Genomic DNA, 17,047 nt, shown 5'->3' on the forward strand with positions numbered 1-17,047 from the left:
CACCATCGCAGGACACGCCGCAAGCACGTCCTTGACGCTGCGAGTTGGCTGCCGGGCCCTTGCCCGCCCACCATCGCAGGACACGCCGCAAGTACGTCCGTGTAGGCTCCGGCGCGGCATCCATGCCGCTCAGGGTCCCGCGACGGTGAGCGGGCAAGGACCAGTCGGGATGGTTGGTACGCAAGGTAAGAGCAGTGCTGGGTGCGCCTTGTTCGATCGTGAAGTATCGGCTCCACGCCTGATGCAGATCGCACGACAGACAGCTTTTCGACTGAGCACCGACCAACTCTCTGGTGCGGTGTCCTCGCCGGTTGCGGGACCGTGTGGCGGCATGGATGCCGCCACCGTGGGTTCACGGCGTGTCCCGCAAGCGGTGAGGGCACCGCGCCCTCGACNCGGTTGCGGGACCGTGTGGCGGCATGGATGCCGCCACCGTGGGTTCACGGCGTGTCCCGCAAGCGGTGAGGGCACCGCGCCCTCGACGCTGTGAGTCTTTGCTGCAGGGCCCTTGCCCGCCCACCGTCGCAGGACACGCCGCAAGTACGTCCATGTAGGCTCTTGAGTCGATCTAGGCGCTTGAACGGCGTCCATGCCGCCCAACGCCTGCGCTACCGTCGACAGACGCGGCCCAGGCCCGAAATCGGCAACTAGCATGCGCACCCCTGCCCTGCGCAGCGCCTGCATGCACCGGGCGACCAGTCTGCTGCTCCTGGGCGGCCGCGGCATTGCGCGGCTGCCTCGGGTTCACAGCACGATCAATGCACGTCCTTCCAGTATTCCTTCTTGAGCAGGTAGGCGATGAAGGTGAGCAAGGCCAGGAACAGGATCACCCACACGCCCATGCTTTGCCGTTTCAGCGCCGCCGGTTCGCCCGCGTACTCGAGGAAGTTGGCGATGTCGCGCACGGTCTGGTCGAACTCCACCGGCGTCTGTCGCCCGGGCTGGCCGAGCTTGAGCGCCTGCACCGGCTTGTCGCCGGTCGCCTTGTCGGGCGGGCCGAACTGCGCCTGTTGCAGCCCTTGCAGCTCCCACAGCGGGTTGGGCATGGACGCATTCGGGAACAACTGGTTGTTCCAGCCCAGGGGGCGGGTCTGATCGAGATAGAACGACTTGAGGTAGGTATAGACCCAGTCGGTGCCGCGCACGCGGGCGATCAGGGTCAGGTCCGGCGGCGCCTTGCCGAACCACTTGGCCGCTGAATCGTGCGGCATGGTGCCTTCGATGTGTTCACCGATCTTGGCGCCGGTGAAGTTGAGGTTGGTCATGACCTCTGCTTCGCTCAGGCCCAGATCGCTGGCCATGCGCGAATAGCGCAGGTATTTCAGCGAGTGGCAGCCAGAGCAATAGTTCATGAATAACTGCGCGCCACGCTGCAGTGAGGCGCGGTCGCTCAGGTCGTTGCCGGCCTGCTGCACCGCACCGCCCTCGGCCGCGATCGCACCACCGCCAATGAGCAGCCCGCACAGCAGGGCGACCACGCGCGACGTCCATGACCTCAGGTAGGATTTAGTCATGGGTGGTCACCCGCTCCGGCACCGGCTTGGTCTTGTCCAGCCGCGTCCACACCGGCATGGTGATGAAGAAGGCGAAGTAGAGGAAGGTCAGCACGCGCCCGACATAGGTTTCGTGCGCGTCGGTGCCGGGGCCGGAGCCGATCACGCCCAGCCACACGAAGCACACCACCAGCACGCCGAGCGCGACCTTGGAGATCCAGCCACGGTAGCGGATTGAGCGCACCTTGGCCCGATCCAGCCACGGCACCAGGAACAGGATCGCGATCGCCGAGAACATCACCAGCACGCCGCCGAGCTTGTTCGGCACCACCCGCAACATCGCGTAGTACGGCGTGTAGTACCAGACCGGCTTGATGTGCTCCGGGGTCACCAGGCGGTTGGCCTCGGTGAAGTTGTCGTGCTCCAGGAACAGGCCACCGAACGCCGGCGCGAAGAAGATGATGAAGGCCGCGATCAACAGCAGAAAGCCGACCCCGACCAGATCCTTGACCGTGTAATACGGGTGGAACGGGATGCCGTCGGCCGGCTTGTGTGCGTCCCAGCGGTTGCCCTTCGGCCCCTTCTTGATGTCCACGCCATCGGGATTGTTGGAGCCCACCTCGTGCAGCGCGCCGATGTGCAGCACGATCAGCAGCAACAGCACCAGCGGCAGCGCGATCACGTGCAGCGCGAAGAAGCGGTTGAGCGTGGCATCGCCGGGCAGGTAGTCGCCCATGATCCATTCGGTCAGCCCGTTGCCGATCACCGGGATGGCGCCGAACAGCGAAATGATGACCTTCGCGCCCCAGAATGACATCTGCCCCCACGGCAGCACGTAGCCCATGAAGGCTTCGGCCATCAGCACCAGGTAGATCAGCATGCCCAGGATCCACACCAGCTCGCGCGGCTTCTGGTAGCTGCCGTACATCAGCCCGCGGAACATGTGCAGATACACCACGATGAAGAACAGCGAGGCGCCGGTGCTGTGCATGTAGCGGATCAGCCAGCCCCACTCCACGTCGCGCATGATGTATTCGATCGAGGCGAATGCATCGGCGGCGCTGGTCTTGTAGTGCATCGTCAGGAAGATGCCGGTGACGATCTGGTTGACCAGCACCACGATGGCCAGCGAGCCGAAGTAGTACCAGAGGTTGAAGTTCTTCGGCGCGTAGTACTCGCTGACGTGCTTGCGATACATGGGCATCAGCCCGGGCGCGCGTTCGTTGACCCAATCGAACACACCGTTGGCGGTACGGACCAGGATATTGCTCATCAGGCAGCCCCCGTGCTGTTGGCCGACGTACCGGCAGCGTCCGGATCGACGCCGATCACCAGCGTGTTGTCGTCCACATAGTGGTGTGGGGGCACCAGCAGATTGATCGGTGCCGGCACGCCGTCGAAGACGCGGCCGGACATGTCGAAGCGCGACTTGTGGCAGGGGCAGAAATAGCCGCCCTTCCACTGCGGGTCGTAGGGCTCGGGGCGGATCTCGGCGACCATTTCCGGCGAGCAGCCCAGATGCGTGCACAGCCCGACCAGCACCGAGATGTCGGACTTGATCGAGCGGTATTCGGGATTCTTCAGTACGTAGTCCGGCTGCTGGTCCTTGTTCTCGGACTTGGGATCCTTGAGCCGGTCATCCAGCGATGGCAGCGCGTCGAGCATCGCCTTGGAGCGCTTGACGATCCAGATCGGCTGGCCGCGCCATTCCAGAACCAGCCGTTGTCCCTCCTGCAAGGCGCTGATGTCGGCGGTCACCGGGGCACCGGCCAACTTGGCGCGCGCACTGGGATTCCACGACTTCACGAACGGAACTGCGACAAATCCTGCTCCGACCGCACCGACCACGGCCGTTGTCGCGGTCAAGAACCGACGACGCCCGATATCAGCAGGTGCGTTAACCCCATCGTTGGCCATCCGGCTCTCCGATCTTGATTAGGTAGCGTGAGGCTGCCAACGGCTGGCGGGGGGTCCAGCCGCGATGAATCGACCGCAGTGTAGCGGAACGCTTAATGCACAGACAACGCAATGTACGCAGTCGGACCGGCGCAGTGCAAACACCGGATGCAGGCGTGCGTGGATTGCATCACGCGCCGGCCTGCACCGGGGCGGACAGCTGTGACGCGATGTGACAAACGCCGTGCATCCGTCGAGGACATGCTGCGCGATCGCCGCAGCGGATGGGATGACGGCCTCCGCGGGGTGGTGGCCGCACGGCGTCCGTCTGCGCGCGTTGCCGTCAAAGCAGGCCGCGGCGTGCGCAAATACGCGCAAACGCAGGCAGCTCAGTTGGCTGCCGTGGCCTGCCCACGATAGCGTCCGGCCAGCAGCCCGACGCGTTGGACATAGCGCTGGGTCTCGCTGTAGGGCGGCACGCCGCCATAGCGATCCACCGCGCCCTCGCCGGCGTTGTAGCCGGCAGCAGCCAGCGTGAGATCGCCGTTGAAGCGCTTCAGCAACCACGAAAGATATTGCACGCCACCGCGAATATTTTGCGTTGCATCATAGGCATCGCTGACCCCGAAGCGGCGCGCGGTCCCGGGCATCAACTGCATCAGCCCCTGCGCGCCGGCACGACTCAGTGCCAGCGGGTTGTAGGCCGACTCGGCATGGATGATCGCGCGCACGATCGCTTCCTCGACCCCGAACTCGCGCGCCGCCGCAGTGATTTCCTGCTGGTAGGCATTGGTGTTGAGCCGGATCGCACCGAAATTGACGCCCGGGTTGGCCCCGCAGGCGTAGCAGGTTTCGATGAAGCTGTAGTGGATGGTGCGCAGGCCCTGGATGCTGGCGACCTGGCGCGGACGCGCACTGGTGTAATGGCGCACACCGTCCTTCATATAGGAATAGACCTGCCCGCTGACCACCCGGCGCGGATTGACCGCGGCGGCAGCGGGCGCCTGCACGATCGACGTCTCCGACAGCGGCTGCGCGCGCGGCCTCAGCGCCGAGGTGAGCTCGACAGCGCGGGGTGGCGGTTGGCTGACCGGCTGGCTGATGATCGTGGCCGGCGCCCCGCTGTCGATGCTGGCGCTGGCACGCGCCGGGCTGGCGGCCACGGCCGGCGTCGGGCGGAGCATGGACGGCGCGGCGCGGCGCGCGGACCGGTCCGGGGTGTAGCTGCTGATGACGCTGCAGGTCGCCCCGCTCTGGCGCTTGCTCAGGTAGCTGGTGATCCCGTCGCCGCTGACGCACTTGTACAAGGTGCCGGCGCTGGCCGGCGCCGCCGACAACGTGAGCAGGAACAGCCCCAGCACCCTTGACATCCCCTTCATGCGGCGGAGTGTCCCAGCTTGGCCCGGGCTTGCCAAGTGGCCGCCGCGGTTATCCGGGCAGTTGCTCCAGCCGCGTCCGCAACGCGTTCAGCGCCTGGGTCAGGGGTGCACGCACGGCCTGCGGGGAGATCGCATCGAACGGTAGATCGAGCAGCAGCAGGTTGGCCGCCAGCGCCGGCATGCTCGGCGCGCCCAGGCCCAGCCAGCAATGTGCCGGTCCGTCGGCTTCCAGCGCGCCCAGCCAGGGCGGGATGCGCGCGGCAAGGGCGTCCAGCGTGCCGTGCAGGCGTACCCGCGCCCGGCACGGGAACGGCGACTCGCCGATCGCCTTGCGCAGGAGTTGCAGCGGCTCCTCCGGCAACGCGCGCGCGGCGAACCGGGCGCCGGTCGCGCTGGCCTGGTCGATCCGGTCGGCCCGCAGGGTACGCCAGTCCTGACGCTCGCAGTCCCAGGCCAGCAGGTACCAGCGCCGCCCGTAGTTCACCAGCAAGGCCGGCTCCACGCAGCGCGTGATCGGCGCGCCGGAATGCCGGCGATAGTCCAGCCGCAGCGTGGCCCGGTCGCGGCAGGCACTGGCCAGTTGCGCCAGCAGCGCCGCATCCACCAAGGCAGCGGCGTCCTCGGTGATCGGCAAACTGGCCGTGGCCGCATGTGCGCCGCTGGCACGCTGGCCGCTGCGCCGCGGCAACAATGGATCGAGCTTGCACAGCACCCGCGCCGCCGCCGCATCCATGCCACGCATCACCGGAGCCGCTGCGCGCAAGGCGATCGCCACGGTCAGCGCTTCGTCCTCTTCGAACAACAGCGGCAGGGCCGCGGCGCCCTGCCCCAGCTGATAGCCGCCTCCGGCCCCGGGCGCGGCCTGCACCGGGTAGCCCAGCTCGCGCAGGCGCTCGACCGCGCGCCGCACGCTGCGCGGATGCAGCTCCAGGCGCTCGGCCAGCGCCACGCCCGACCAGCGCCGGCCGCCTTGCAGCAGGGCGAGCAGACGCAACAGGCGGGCAGCGGTCGAAGCCATCGCGCCACCGTATTGCGGACAGGAACTGTCCGCAATGGCTGCGTAGGATGGCGCTGGCACCGCGTCCCCATGCCCGCCGCACCCACCAAGGAACCTGCAATGTCCCACCAGCGCCACATCACCCTGTTCCATCATCCCCGCTCGCGTTCGCGCGGCGTGCTGGTGCTGCTGGAAGAGCTCGGCGCCAGTTACGACCTGCAGATCGTCGATCTGGAAAAAGGCGAGCAACTGGCGGCCGAGTACCTGGCGATCAACCCGATGGGCAAGATTCCGGCGATCCGGCACGGCGACAGCGTGGTCACCGAACAGGGCGCGATCTACCAGTACCTGGCCGAGCTGTATCCGGAAGCCGGCCTGTCGCCGGCCCCGGGCGATGCCGATCGCGGCGCCTACCTGCGCTGGCTGGCCTTCTACGGCTCGGCGTTCGAGCCGGCGATCATCGACCGCGCGCTGAAGCGCGAGGCGCCGCCGCGCGCGATCTCGCCCTACGCCGACTGCGACACGGTGCTGCAGGTGATCGATGCGCAACTGGCCAGGGGCGACTATCTGTTGGGCGAACGCTGCAGCGCGGCCGATGTGCTGTGGGGCGGCGCGCTGGGCTGGATGCTCGATTTCGGCCTGGTCGATCCGCCTGCCAGCACCCGCGCCTACATCGCCCGCATGGCCGACCGGCCGGCGTTCGCGCGTGCCGAGGCGACCAACGCCAAGGCCTGAGCAGGCGGACGGGCCCGGCGCAAGCGGGTAAACTGTGCGGCTATCTTCTACCCGCCTGGAATAAGCGCCATGCCCGGGACATCCGTTTCCGACCTGTCCGCGGCCACCGCCGTGGACGCACCTGCCCTGTTGCCGCTGCCGGTGGCGCGCCCGTCGGCGCCTGCCGTGGTGCGCGGCAAGCTCTACATCAAGACCCACGGGTGCCAGATGAACGAGTACGACTCGGCCAAGATGGCCGACGTGCTCGCCGCCTCCGAGGGCCTGGAGCTGACCGACAACCCCGAAGACGCCGACGTGGTGCTGGTCAACACCTGCTCCATCCGCGAGAAGGCGCAGGAAAAGGTATTCAGCCAGCTCGGCCGCTGGAAGGCGCTGAAGGCCGGCGGCAAGCCGGTGATCATCGGGGTGGGTGGCTGCGTGGCGTCGCAGGAAGGCGAGGCCATCGTCAAGCGCGCGCCGTACGTGGACCTGGTGTTCGGCCCGCAGACCCTGCATCGCCTGCCGGAGCTGATCCGCGCGCGGCGTGAATCGGGCAAGTCGCAGGTGGACATCAGCTTTCCGGAAATCGAGAAGTTCGATCGCCTGCCCGAGCCGCGCGCCGATGGACCGTCGGCATTCGTGTCGATCATGGAAGGCTGCTCCAAATACTGCTCGTTCTGCGTGGTGCCCTACACCCGCGGCGAGGAAGTCAGCCGGCCGTTCGAGGACGTGCTGGTGGAAGTGGCGCAACTGGCCGCGCAGGGCGTGCGCGAGATCAACCTGCTCGGCCAGAACGTCAACGCGTATCGCGGCGCATACGGCGCCGATGCCGGCGACGCGGCGCAGTATGCGGATCTGGGCTTGTTGATCCGCACCATCGCGCAGATCGAGGGCATCGGCCGTATCCGTTTCACCACTTCCCACCCGCTGGAATTTTCCGATTCGCTGGTGGATGCCTATCGCGACGTGCCGCAGCTGGCCAATTACCTGCACCTGCCGGTGCAGGCCGGCAGCGACCGCATCCTGTCGGCGATGAAGCGTGGCTACACCGCACTGGAATTCAAGTCCAAGATCCGCAAGCTGCGCGCGGTGCGCCCGGACATTTCGATCAGCTCGGACTTCATCGTCGGCTTTCCCGGCGAGACCGAAGCGGATTTCGAAAAGACCATGAAGCTGATCGAGGACGTGGGCTTCGACCAGAGTTTCTCGTTCGTGTACTCGCGTCGTCCCGGCACGCCGGCATCGGACCTGCAGGACGACACGCCGGAAGCCGTCAAGCAGGCGCGCCTTGCCCGCCTGCAGGCGCAGATCAATGCGCACGCCACGCGTATCTCGCAGTCCATGGTCGGCAGCGTGCAGCGGGTGCTGGTGGAAGGCCCGTCACGGCGCGATCCGAACGAATTGACCGGCAAGAGCGAGAACATGCGCCCGGTGAATTTCCCCGGTAACCCGCGCCTGATCGGGCACTTCGTCGATGTGTTGATCACCGAGGCGATGAGCAACTCGCTGCGTGGCCAGATCCAGGTGGACGACAGCGCGAGCTGACGCGGCACGGGCGCCGGCTTGCCTGGCGCCTTCCGTCAGCTCTTGGTGGCGGATTGGTAATGGACGACAGAGTGCGTGCCGGTCGGTCGCGACGGTCGTGGTGCTGCCACCAGCCACCCGATGCCACATCCGCCTGCGATGGTCCTTACCTTGCGTGGCTGCGTGCGTGCGTGCAATACGCTGGCACTTCAGCGAGGTCACGCACGTCACGCGGCGCGCCTCGATCTTTCGCGAGCACGCAGCGGCGTGCGCACCGTGCTGAGTCGCCAGCTGGCGCTCGAGCGTCTGCAATGGCCCGGTGACCTGGCGCAGCACTGGGCCATGCCCGGTCTGCAAGCCAGCGACTGCGCGCATCGTTCGCAAAGGCCGGGCAATGTGTTGATCGCGCACAGCGACGACATCGACAGCGACTCGCCTCAGCACGCGGCACGCGGCACGCACGCCGAGTGATCAAAATTTCACCACCCGTCTGCAACGCCTTGCGGCACAAGGCGTGCGAGCACTTACCCACAGGCTTTGCCGAATTCGATCCACACCGCTTGTGGACAACCGCCACTGTAGTGGTGATTTTTTCACCACATCCCTGCCGGACCTTGTGCCAGTAGGCGCCACAATTTTTATCCACAGGTTAGTGATGTGTGACTCCACAGCGACTGTGGAAAACCCGCGCACGCCGCCGGGTCCCGGCCAGACCGGGTGATTGCAGTGGCCGGGCGTGTTGGTGGGATCACACGCTGCGCGCTACCCTCGTCTGCCGCCCAACCGACCAGCGCATGCGTGCGCGGTCCGATCCGACCATGAACTCACCTGCACACCGCGACTTCACCCTGGAACCCGACGATACCGAGCGCCTGGCCAATCTGGCCGGCCCGTTCGACGCGCACCTGCGCCAGATCGAGCTCAAGCTCGGCGTGGAGATCGCCAACCGCGGCAACATCTTCCGTGTCACCGGCCCGGAGCCGGCGATCACCGCCGCGCAGACGCTGCTGATGGCGTTGTACGAGGAAGCCGCCGCCACCACGTTCGACAACCACGCCATCCACCTGCGCCTGAACGATGCCAATGTCGAGCACGTGGTCGATCGTTCCTACGTGGCCCAGGACGTGGCGATCAAGGTCAAGCGCGGCACCGTGCGTGGCCGCGGCGCCAACCAGGCCAAGTACCTGCATGCGATTGCCACGCACGACATCAATTTCGGCATCGGCCCGGCCGGTACCGGCAAGACCTTCCTGGCCGTGGCCAGCGCGGTGGAAGCCTTGAACGAGTCGCGCGTACAGCGCCTGATCCTGGTGCGCCCGGCGGTGGAAGCCGGCGAGAAGCTGGGCTTCCTGCCTGGCGACCTCAGCCAGAAGGTGGACCCGTACCTGCGCCCGCTATACGACGCGCTGTACGAGATGCTCGGCGTGGAAAAGGTGGTCAAGCTGCTGGAAAAGAACGTCATCGAGATCGCGCCGCTGGCCTACATGCGCGGCCGCACGCTCAACGATGCCTACGTGATCCTGGACGAGGCGCAGAACACCACCATCGAGCAGATGAAGATGTTCCTGACCCGCCTGGGCTTCGGCTCCACCGCGGTGGTCACCGGCGACCTGACCCAGATCGACCTGCCCAAGCACGTCAAGTCCGGCCTGCGCGACGCCATCGAGGTGCTGCGCGATGTGGACGGCGCCAGCTTCACCTTCTTCGAGGCACGCGACGTGGTGCGCCACCCGCTGGTGCAGCGCATCGTTACCGCGTATGAAAAACGCGATCAGCAGGACGCCGCTGCCAAGAACAACGCTGAGTGAAGCTGCGCCTTGCCGGCCTGACGTTGGCAAGCGGATTGCTCGCGGCGGCATCGCTCGATGCCACCGAAGTGCCGCCGGCGCCAGGGATCCCCATTGTGGATCGCGATGTGGTCCCGGCCGCGCAAGTGGCGCCTCCCTGCGTGTCGCTGGCTGCCGACCACACCAGCATCAGCATTCCAACCGCGTACCTGGAGAAACTGGCCGAACAGGCGCGAGGCGATATGCCGGCAGGAAACGAGCGCGCACGATTCGGTGCTTGGCAGCAAGGGCGCAGTGCACGCTGGCTGCTCGATCTACCGGGAACGGTCACCGATGCACGCGGTTGCGAAAGCTCACCGATCCAGCACGCGCACCGCGCAAGCCAGTCACTGGTCGGCGGGCTCCTGGAAAGCGGTATCGCTGCGGTCTGGGTGCATGATCAACCCGGATTCGTTTCAAGGTTGCGGGTGCGGGACTACAATCGCGGCTGCGGGCGCGGCCCGATCGGTAGTTCGAGCTACCGCGTGGCTAACGGGCCTGCGGTGGTACTGCTGATCACGTGCACGCATTGACCCCCTGCCCAGGAAACGCTCGCCATGACCCGTGGACCTGTCCGCCTCGACGTCGCTGTCAGTTATGCGCTGCCGCGCGCCGGCCTGCCGTCGGCGGTGAGTTTTCGCAAGTGGGTTGCGGCCGCGCTGAAGGGGCGCATCCGCGAGGCCGATCTGGCGGTGCGCATCGTCGACGAGAAGGAAGGCTGCTCGCTCAACCACCATTACCGTGGCAAGGATTACGCCACCAATGTGCTGAGTTTTCCGGCCGAGTTGCCCGAGGGCCTGCCCAAGGGCATCAAGATGCCGCTGCTCGGCGATCTGGTGATCTGTGCGCCGGTGGTGGCGCGCGAGGCGGCCGAACAAGGCAAGTCGCTGGCCGCCCATTACGCCCATCTGACCGTGCACGGCACCTTGCACCTGCTGGGCTGGGATCACGAGGACGACAAGGAGGCCGACGCGATGGAGCAGCTCGAACGCGAGATCCTGGCCGATCTCGGCATCGACGATCCCTATGCGGGGGAGCGCTGATGCGGGCCTGCGTCGCCACCGCGGTGCTGTTGCTGGCCTGCTCCGGCGCCTGGGCGCAGACCGCGCCGGTACGCCCGGACCTGCCGGCCCTGATCGAATGCCGCCAGCGCATCGGCGACTTCAACGCGCTGGCGCCGGTGCTGGCCGACCCGCTCAAGGCGGTTGCGCTAGGCTGGACGCCGCTGCAGCAGGCCAACCTGTTCATGACCGAGTACACGCTCAACACGCCGATCAGCGTGTTCGGCCACCGCACCACCCATATTGCGTTCGCCGGCGCCAGCGTCATGGCGCTGCTGGACCTGCCCGACCCGCGCCCGCTGGCCAGGCAGCTGAACCTGGAACTGGGCGTGGATAACGCCGACAAGGTCATGTACGGCCGCGAGCTGGTCAGCGAAGACACCACCGACCCCAAGACCGGCGAGGCGATGATCGAATCGATCGTGCTCAGCGTCTCCAACGTGAAGTCGCATCCGGGCAAGACCGTGGTCGGCTGCGGCTACAGCCTGGACCTGCCCTGACGCGGCACCGCCCCGCCCCGTCTACAGCGCCTTAGCGGCTTCCTGTTAGACTGCCTGCTATCGCCTGGTTTGCCGGGTGCCGCCCCCCGTCACGATGTCCGAAGACGACAGTAGCCAATCCCAAGAAACACCCGAAAAACGCCGTAGCTGGCTTGAGCGCCTGAGCGCTGCCTTCTCTGGCGAACCCCACACCCGCGACGAACTGGTCGCGTTGCTGCGGACCGCCGAACAGGACGGCCTGATCGCCGCAGACACCTTGCGCATGATGGAAGGCGCGATCTCCGTGTCAGAGCTCACTGTGGGCGATGTGATGATCTCGCGCTCGCAGATGGTCTCGCTGCCGGTGGAGGCGCGTTTCATCGACCTGATGAAGCAGGTGGTGGAATCGGGCCATTCGCGCTTCCCGGTGCACGGCGAGAACAAGGACGAGGTGCTCGGCATCCTGCTGGCCAAGGACCTGCTGCGCGGCGTGGTCGCCGACAACGGTCCCGGCAACGTGCGCGAACTGCTGCGCCCGGCGGTGCTGATCCCGGAGTCGAAGAAGCTCAACGTCCTGCTCAAGGAATTCCGCCTGTCGCGCAACCACATGGCCATCGTGGTGGACGAGTACGGCGGTGTCGCCGGGCTGGTCACCATCGAGGACGTGCTGGAGCAGATCGTCGGCCAGATCGACGACGAGCACGACGATGCCGAGGAAGAGAATTCGCTGATCGCCATCCAGGCCGACGGCCGCTATGTGGTCGATGCGCTGACGCCGATCGAGGATTTCAACGAGCGCTTCGGCGCCGACTTCCCCGATGACGAGTACGACACCGTCGGCGGCCTGGTCACCGATGCGATCGGGCATCTGCCGGAAACCGGCGAGGAACTGACCCTGGGGCGCTTTGCGTTCCGCGTGGCCAAGGCCGACGCGCGGCGCGTGCATGCCTTCCACGTGACCATCCTGCCGCCCGACCCGCAGGACGACGCTTGAACCTGTCGCACCGCATGACTGCTGCAGCAACAGGCCGCGGCAGGGTTCGGCGATGGGCAGCGTCCTGTCTGCTGCTGTTGCTTGCACTGCTGGTGGCGCCTGCCGCCGTTGCCCAGGGTGCGGATCGGCCGGCGGCCCAGCCCGTCGTGCCGGCGCCGCGGGTCGGCGTGGTCACCATGCAGCCGGGCGAGGTGTTCTTCGAGCGCTTCGGTCACGATGCCATCGTGGTGGTCGATCCGGTCACCGGGCAGGCCACCTCGTACAACTTCGGCTTCTTCGATCCCGGCGAGCCGGATTTCGTTCCGCGTTTTGCGCGCGGCGAAATGATGTACTACCTGGTTGCGTTGCCGCTGGACGAAGACCTGCAGCAATACCGCGCGGTCGGCCGCGGCGTCAGCATCCAGTGGCTGGATCTGCCACCGGACCAGGCGCGTGCGCTGGCCGACGGGCTGGCCGTCCGCAGCCGTCCCGAGAACGCGCGCTACCACTACGATTACTTCGTGGCCAACTGCGCCACGATGGTTCGTGACACGCTGGACCGGGCGATGGGCAGCGCATTGAAATCGCAACTGGCCGGGCGCTCGCGTGGCAATACCTACCGCAGCGAGGCGGTGCGCCTGGCCTCCCCTGCGCCGTGGATGTGGCTGGGCTTCGACCTGGGCCTGGGACCGTACGCAGACCGTCCGTTGTCGCGCTGGGAAGAAGCCTTCGTACCGATGCGCCTGGCCGACAGCCTGACCCAGGTGCACAACAGCGCCGGCCGCCCGCTGGTGCAGTCCACGCAGGTGCTGTTGCCGCATCGCATCGCACCGGAACCAGCCGAACAGCAACGGCATTGGTGGCCATGGTTGCTGACCGGCTTGCTCGTCGCTGCCGGCGTGCTGGCGCTCGGCCGCCGGCAGCGCGTGCTCGCCGCCTTCGCCCTGCCGTACTGGCTGCTGTGCGCGATCGGCGGCGGCCTGCTGGTGTATCTGTGGGGCTTCACCGTGCATCAATCGGCCTGGGCCAATCGCAACCTGTTGCTGGTCAACCCGCTGTGCGTGCTGCTGGTGGTCGGCGGGATCGCACTGCTGCGCGGGCGCCGGCCCGGACGCTGGTTCGACGTGCTGCGCTGGGTGGTCGCCGGCTCGGCCCTGCTGGCCCTGTTGATCCACTGGCTGTCGTTCCAGGCGCAGGGCAACCTGCAATGGGTGCTGCTGCTGTTGCCGATCCACGCCGCGCTAGCGATCGCCTTGCGACGGCGTGACTTGTCCGTGCCCACGCGCTGATCCAGGATGCGTCCATGAACCACCACGGCCGCCATCCGGACAACCCCTCCTGCGTCATCACCTGCGCCTATTACGACGGCGAGGGCGAACGCCACGACATCAGCCTGGAACAGATCAGCGACGTGCTGCAGCGCCCGGATGGGTTCGTCTGGGTGGGGCTGTACGAGCCGCAGGAATCGGTGCTGCACAAACTGCAGGATGAGTTCGGCCTGCACGATCTGGCCATCGAGGATGCGCTCAAGGCACACCAGCGCCCCAAGGCCGAGAGCTACGGCAATTCCCTGTTCGTGGTGGTCAACACCGCGCAGCTGGTCAACGAGCGCATCCGTTACGGCGAGACGCACGCGTTTTTGGGCGCGCGCTTCCTGTTGACGGTACGCCATGGCGCATCGCTGTCGTATACGCCGGTGCGGCACCGGGTCGAACGCGAACCGGCGATGCTGCGCATGGGCGCCTCGTTCTGCCTGTACGGCGTGCTCGATTTCGTGGTCGACAACTACCTGCCGATCATGGACGAGTTCCGCGACACGCTGGAAGGCCTGGAAAAGGACATCTTTGCCGACAACTACAAGCGCGAAACCGTGGTGCGCCTGTACGAGCTCAAGCGCGAACTCAACAAGATGCGGCTGGTGGTGGCACCGCTGCAGGACGTGCTCTCACACCTCAAGCGCAACCCGGGCTCGCTGATCCACGACGAAGTCGGCATCTACCTGCGCGACGTGCTCGATCATGCCGTGCGCATCAACGACGCCATCGACACCTTGCGCGAAATGCTGGGCACCGCGCTGAGCGTCAACCTGTCGATGGTGACGCTGGCCCAGGGCGAAACCGTCAAGCGCCTGGGCGCCTGGGCCGCGCTGCTGGCCGCCCCTACGCTGATCACCAGCTGGTACGGCATGAACTTCACCCACATGCCGGAACTGGACAAGCCCTACGCCTACCCGCTGCTGGTCGCCGGCGTGGTCGCCTCCTGCCTGGTGCTGTATCGCCTGTTCAAGCGTGCGCGCTGGCTGTAGGCCGCGTTACGGCCGGGATTCGGGAGTGGGGATTCGGGATTGGTTCGAGCGGGTTTCTGACTGCTGGGTGTTGCTTTGGCACAGAGCTGCTGGAGGTTTCCGCACTGCATCTACTGCAAGCCGCGTCGGCTATGCACTGGCTGGTTTGAAGGCGTCGGCATCATCGTGTGCTGCCCGTACCCTCATCCGCCCTTCGGACACCTTCTCCCAGAGGGAGAAGGGAGCCGGCTTGCCTTTGCGAATCCCCGATTCCGAATCCCCAATCCCGGCCCTCAAGCCACATAGATCGTCTTGATGTTCATGAACTCGTGGATGCCGTGGTCGGCGAGTTCGCGGCCGAAGCCCGAGCGCTTGATGCCGCCGAATGGCAGGCGCACATCGCTCTTGACCACCGAGTTGACGAAGGCCGCCCCGCACTGCAGTTGCTGCGCGACGCGCTCGCCGCGCTTGGCGTCTGCAGTCCACACGCTGCCGCCCAGGCCGAAGCTGGTGTCGTTGGCCACGCGTACTGCTTCTGTTTCGTCGGCCACACGAATGATCGACGCCACCGGGCCGAAGAATTCTTCGTCGTAGGCCGGCATGCCGGGCGCGACCTGGTCGAGGATCGTGGCCGGGTAGCCTGCATGCGAGCCCGGCACCGGTTCGCCGCCCAGTAGTACCTTGGCGCCCTTCTGCACGCTGGCCTGTACCTGCTTGTGCAATTCGTCGCGCAGATCCGCGCGCGCCATCGGCGCCAGCGTGGTGCCCTCCTGCTGCGGGTCGCCGGGCACGCGCCTGGACGCGGCGGCCACGAAGCGTTCGATGAAGCGATCGGCGATGGCGTCCACCACGATGAAGCGCTTGGCGGCGATGCAGGTCTGCCCGCTGTTGTCGAAGCGCGACTGCACGGCGGAGGTGACCGTATGCTCCAGGTCGGCGTCTTCCAGCACCACGAACGCGTCGCTGCCGCCCAGTTCCATCACGCACTTCTTCAACTGATCGCCCGCATTGGCAGCCAGCGAGCGTCCGGCGCGTTCGCTGCCGGTCAGCGTCACCGCGGCGATGCGATCGTCACGCAGCACGTCTGCGGCCTGGTCGTTGTCGATATGCAGCACGTCGAACACGCCAGGCGGAATACCGGCCGCATCCAGCACCTGCTTCATCGCATCGGCGCAGCGTGGCACATTGCTGGCGTGCTTGAGCAGCGCGACATTGCCGGCCATCAGCCCCGGGGCCAGGAACCGGAATGCCTGCCACAGCGGAAAATTCCATGGCATCACCGCAAACACGCAGCCCAGTGGTTCGTAACGCACATAGCTGGACTGCGCTTCGGTGGGAATCTCGCGCGGGGCCAGGTACTCGGCGGCATGCTCGGCGTAATACGCGCAGGCCTGCGCACACTTGTCGACTTCGGCCAGGGCTTCCGCGCGCAGCTTGCCCATCTCTGCGGTCATGATGCGTTGCAGGTCATCGCGCCGACGGGTCAGCTCTTCGCCCACACGCCGCAACAGCGCGCCGCGCTCGGCCAGCGGCAACGCCGCCCAGGCCGGAAACGCCTTCGCCGATGCGGCCAGGCGCGCTTCGATGCCCGCAGCGTCCAGGGTGTGCTGGGTGTGCTCGACCTGGCCATTGGCCGGGTTGACGGTGTCGTAGGACATGACGGTCTCCTGTTGCAGGCCCGTCATGCTAGTCGCCGGGAAGTTGCAGCCGTGTCACAACCACCTGAAATCTGTGCAACGCTGTGTTTGCCGGCGCCGCGACGCGATGCCGCACCTCCATGGCAGCCTGCGGACGAACAGCGGTGGTGATCACACTCCGGATCAGGCAAAAAAGCCGCCCTGCCCTGTTGCACGATCCAACTGCCCAAACGCGCAAGATGCTCTAGCATGCGCAGTGGCATCTTTGTTCATTCATGGAAGACCATCACGATGCGCCGGAATCTCATTGTCCTGGGTGTACTCGGCACCAGCGCGTGCCTGCCTGGATGTGCCTTTGTTCAGGACCTCCTGCGTGGACCGCGGCCCGGGCCGGCCGGCTTTGTCACCGTGAGCTGCACCAGCCTGCAGGCCGATCTCGCGCAACCCTGCGAGGACGACGCGCTGCGTGCGTGCTCGGACACTGCCATCCGCCAACTCATCACCGCGCAGTCGTCGCCGAACTTGGTCACGGTCTTTCCCGACAAGCGAACATCCAAGGACGACGGCAAGGACGGCCGCAGGAACGACCGCAAGGACCGCGCCGACGAACAACCCAGAATCGAGCAGCACGGCTACACGATCAGGGCCGAATACCAGTGCTACCTGACCAAGCCGCAGCCCTGGGACAACGGTTACACGCCACCAGCCAGGTAAGCGTCGCCGATCGAACTGCTGCGCTCGGCGGTCGGCAGGCGCAGCAAACCTCCGGAGGCGAGCCGCAGCA

16 protein-coding genes and 1 pseudogene are annotated in these 17,047 nt (G+C 66.4%); 11 read left to right on the plus strand and 6 right to left on the minus strand.

The window, feature by feature from the left end; translation table 11 throughout:
• Nucleotides 1-755: 755 nt before the first annotated feature.
• The 5 genes from C0541_RS06310 to C0541_RS06330 all read right to left on the minus strand — a co-directional run bounded on the left by C0541_RS06310 (nt 756) and on the right by C0541_RS06330 (nt 5,786).
• A complete protein-coding gene (locus C0541_RS06310; RefSeq protein ID WP_161959910.1) occupies nt 756-1,514 on the minus strand; it encodes a cytochrome c1 in 759 nt (252 codons plus the stop codon).
• Nucleotides 1,507-2,766, minus strand: coding sequence for a cytochrome b (locus C0541_RS06315; RefSeq protein WP_104649060.1), 1,260 nt, complete (start codon nt 2,764-2,766; stop codon nt 1,507-1,509). The genes C0541_RS06310 and C0541_RS06315 overlap by 8 nt, the downstream gene beginning before the upstream one ends.
• Nucleotides 2,766-3,410, minus strand: coding sequence for a ubiquinol-cytochrome c reductase iron-sulfur subunit (gene petA, locus C0541_RS06320; RefSeq protein WP_024939275.1), 645 nt, complete (start codon nt 3,408-3,410; stop codon nt 2,766-2,768). The genes C0541_RS06315 and petA overlap by 1 nt, the downstream gene beginning before the upstream one ends.
• A gap of 368 nt (nt 3,411-3,778) precedes the next feature.
• On the minus strand, nt 3,779-4,768 hold the full coding sequence (locus tag C0541_RS06325; protein ID WP_115046753.1) for a lytic transglycosylase domain-containing protein: 990 nt from the start codon (nt 4,766-4,768) through the stop codon (nt 3,779-3,781).
• 49 nt (nt 4,769-4,817) lie between these two features.
• Nucleotides 4,818-5,786: a helix-turn-helix transcriptional regulator gene (locus tag C0541_RS06330; RefSeq protein ID WP_115046757.1), complete on the minus strand. Its 969-nt coding sequence runs from the start codon at nt 5,784-5,786 to the stop codon at nt 4,818-4,820.
• 156 nt (nt 5,787-5,942) lie between these two features.
• Between C0541_RS06330 and C0541_RS06335 the strand changes: the two are divergent.
• The 10 genes and pseudogenes from C0541_RS06335 (at nt 5,943) to C0541_RS06380 (ending at nt 14,647) form a co-directional block, all read left to right on the plus strand.
• Nucleotides 5,943-6,531, plus strand: a pseudogene (locus C0541_RS06335) (glutathione S-transferase family protein).
• Between the two features lie 38 nt (nt 6,532-6,569).
• Complete coding sequence (miaB, locus tag C0541_RS06340; RefSeq protein ID WP_115046763.1) at nt 6,570-8,024, plus strand: tRNA (N6-isopentenyl adenosine(37)-C2)-methylthiotransferase MiaB; 1,455 nt, start codon at nt 6,570-6,572, stop codon at nt 8,022-8,024.
• Nucleotides 8,025-8,270: 246 nt separating this feature from the next.
• A complete protein-coding gene (locus C0541_RS06345; protein WP_115046765.1) occupies nt 8,271-8,474 on the plus strand; it encodes a hypothetical protein in 204 nt (67 codons plus the stop codon).
• A gap of 347 nt (nt 8,475-8,821) precedes the next feature.
• On the plus strand, nt 8,822-9,811 hold the full coding sequence (locus C0541_RS06350; protein ID WP_115047329.1) for a PhoH family protein: 990 nt from the start codon (nt 8,822-8,824) through the stop codon (nt 9,809-9,811).
• The gene (locus C0541_RS06355; protein WP_115046767.1) at nt 9,808-10,362 is read left to right on the plus strand and encodes a hypothetical protein; all 555 of its coding nucleotides are present in this window, start codon (nt 9,808-9,810) and stop codon (nt 10,360-10,362) included. The genes C0541_RS06350 and C0541_RS06355 overlap by 4 nt, the downstream gene beginning before the upstream one ends.
• A gap of 24 nt (nt 10,363-10,386) precedes the next feature.
• Nucleotides 10,387-10,872 (plus strand): rRNA maturation RNase YbeY, encoded by a 486-nt coding sequence (ybeY, locus tag C0541_RS06360; protein WP_115046769.1) that lies wholly within the window; start codon nt 10,387-10,389, stop codon nt 10,870-10,872.
• Nucleotides 10,872-11,390: a hypothetical protein gene (locus C0541_RS06365; protein ID WP_115046771.1), complete on the plus strand. Its 519-nt coding sequence runs from the start codon at nt 10,872-10,874 to the stop codon at nt 11,388-11,390. The genes ybeY and C0541_RS06365 overlap by 1 nt, the downstream gene beginning before the upstream one ends.
• Before the next feature lie 94 nt (nt 11,391-11,484).
• Entirely contained in the window at nt 11,485-12,363 is an 879-nt protein-coding gene (locus C0541_RS06370; RefSeq protein ID WP_016901625.1) for an HlyC/CorC family transporter, read from the plus strand.
• 14 nt (nt 12,364-12,377) lie between these two features.
• Nucleotides 12,378-13,631 (plus strand): DUF4105 domain-containing protein, encoded by a 1,254-nt coding sequence (locus C0541_RS06375; RefSeq protein WP_238601273.1) that lies wholly within the window; start codon nt 12,378-12,380, stop codon nt 13,629-13,631.
• Between the two features lie 14 nt (nt 13,632-13,645).
• On the plus strand, nt 13,646-14,647 hold the full coding sequence (locus C0541_RS06380; protein ID WP_115046775.1) for a magnesium and cobalt transport protein CorA: 1,002 nt from the start codon (nt 13,646-13,648) through the stop codon (nt 14,645-14,647).
• A 272-nt stretch (nt 14,648-14,919) separates the two neighbouring features.
• On the opposite strand, the gene C0541_RS06385 is transcribed toward C0541_RS06380, so the two are convergent.
• Nucleotides 14,920-16,311 carry an NAD-dependent succinate-semialdehyde dehydrogenase gene (locus tag C0541_RS06385; RefSeq protein ID WP_193725875.1) on the minus strand — a complete coding sequence of 464 codons (1,392 nt, stop codon included), beginning with the start codon at nt 16,309-16,311 and terminating at the stop codon, nt 14,920-14,922.
• 243 nt (nt 16,312-16,554) lie between these two features.
• Here C0541_RS06385 and C0541_RS06390 point away from each other — a divergent pair, with 243 nt between their 5' ends.
• Nucleotides 16,555-16,977: a hypothetical protein gene (locus C0541_RS06390; protein WP_161959959.1), complete on the plus strand. Its 423-nt coding sequence runs from the start codon at nt 16,555-16,557 to the stop codon at nt 16,975-16,977.
• Nucleotides 16,978-17,047: the final 70 nt, after the last annotated feature.

The sequence above is a fragment of the Xanthomonas arboricola genome, from assembly GCF_003353015.1.
Classification (GTDB): domain Bacteria; phylum Pseudomonadota; class Gammaproteobacteria; order Xanthomonadales; family Xanthomonadaceae; genus Xanthomonas; species Xanthomonas arboricola_E.

Excerpts from the sequence above, each read along its gene's own strand:
- C0541_RS06310 (WP_161959910.1), bottom strand. The coding sequence starts at position 1,514 with ATGACTAAATCCTACCTGAGGTCATGGACGTCGCGCGTGGTCGCCCTG.
- C0541_RS06315 (WP_104649060.1), bottom strand. The coding sequence starts at position 2,766 with ATGAGCAATATCCTGGTCCGTACCGCCAACGGTGTGTTCGATTGGGTC.
- petA (WP_024939275.1), bottom strand. The coding sequence starts at position 3,410 with ATGGCCAACGATGGGGTTAACGCACCTGCTGATATCGGGCGTCGTCGG.
- C0541_RS06325 (WP_115046753.1), bottom strand. The coding sequence starts at position 4,768 with ATGAAGGGGATGTCAAGGGTGCTGGGGCTGTTCCTGCTCACGTTGTCG.
- C0541_RS06330 (WP_115046757.1), bottom strand. The coding sequence starts at position 5,786 with ATGGCTTCGACCGCTGCCCGCCTGTTGCGTCTGCTCGCCCTGCTGCAA.
- miaB (WP_115046763.1), top strand. The coding sequence starts at position 6,570 with ATGCCCGGGACATCCGTTTCCGACCTGTCCGCGGCCACCGCCGTGGAC.
- C0541_RS06350 (WP_115047329.1), top strand. The coding sequence starts at position 8,822 with ATGAACTCACCTGCACACCGCGACTTCACCCTGGAACCCGACGATACC.
- ybeY (WP_115046769.1), top strand. The coding sequence starts at position 10,387 with ATGACCCGTGGACCTGTCCGCCTCGACGTCGCTGTCAGTTATGCGCTG.
- C0541_RS06365 (WP_115046771.1), top strand. The coding sequence starts at position 10,872 with ATGCGGGCCTGCGTCGCCACCGCGGTGCTGTTGCTGGCCTGCTCCGGC.
- C0541_RS06370 (WP_016901625.1), top strand. The coding sequence starts at position 11,485 with ATGTCCGAAGACGACAGTAGCCAATCCCAAGAAACACCCGAAAAACGC.
- C0541_RS06375 (WP_238601273.1), top strand. The coding sequence starts at position 12,378 with ATGACTGCTGCAGCAACAGGCCGCGGCAGGGTTCGGCGATGGGCAGCG.
- C0541_RS06380 (WP_115046775.1), top strand. The coding sequence starts at position 13,646 with ATGAACCACCACGGCCGCCATCCGGACAACCCCTCCTGCGTCATCACC.
- C0541_RS06385 (WP_193725875.1), bottom strand. The coding sequence starts at position 16,311 with ATGACGGGCCTGCAACAGGAGACCGTCATGTCCTACGACACCGTCAAC.
- C0541_RS06390 (WP_161959959.1), top strand. The coding sequence starts at position 16,555 with ATGCGCCGGAATCTCATTGTCCTGGGTGTACTCGGCACCAGCGCGTGC.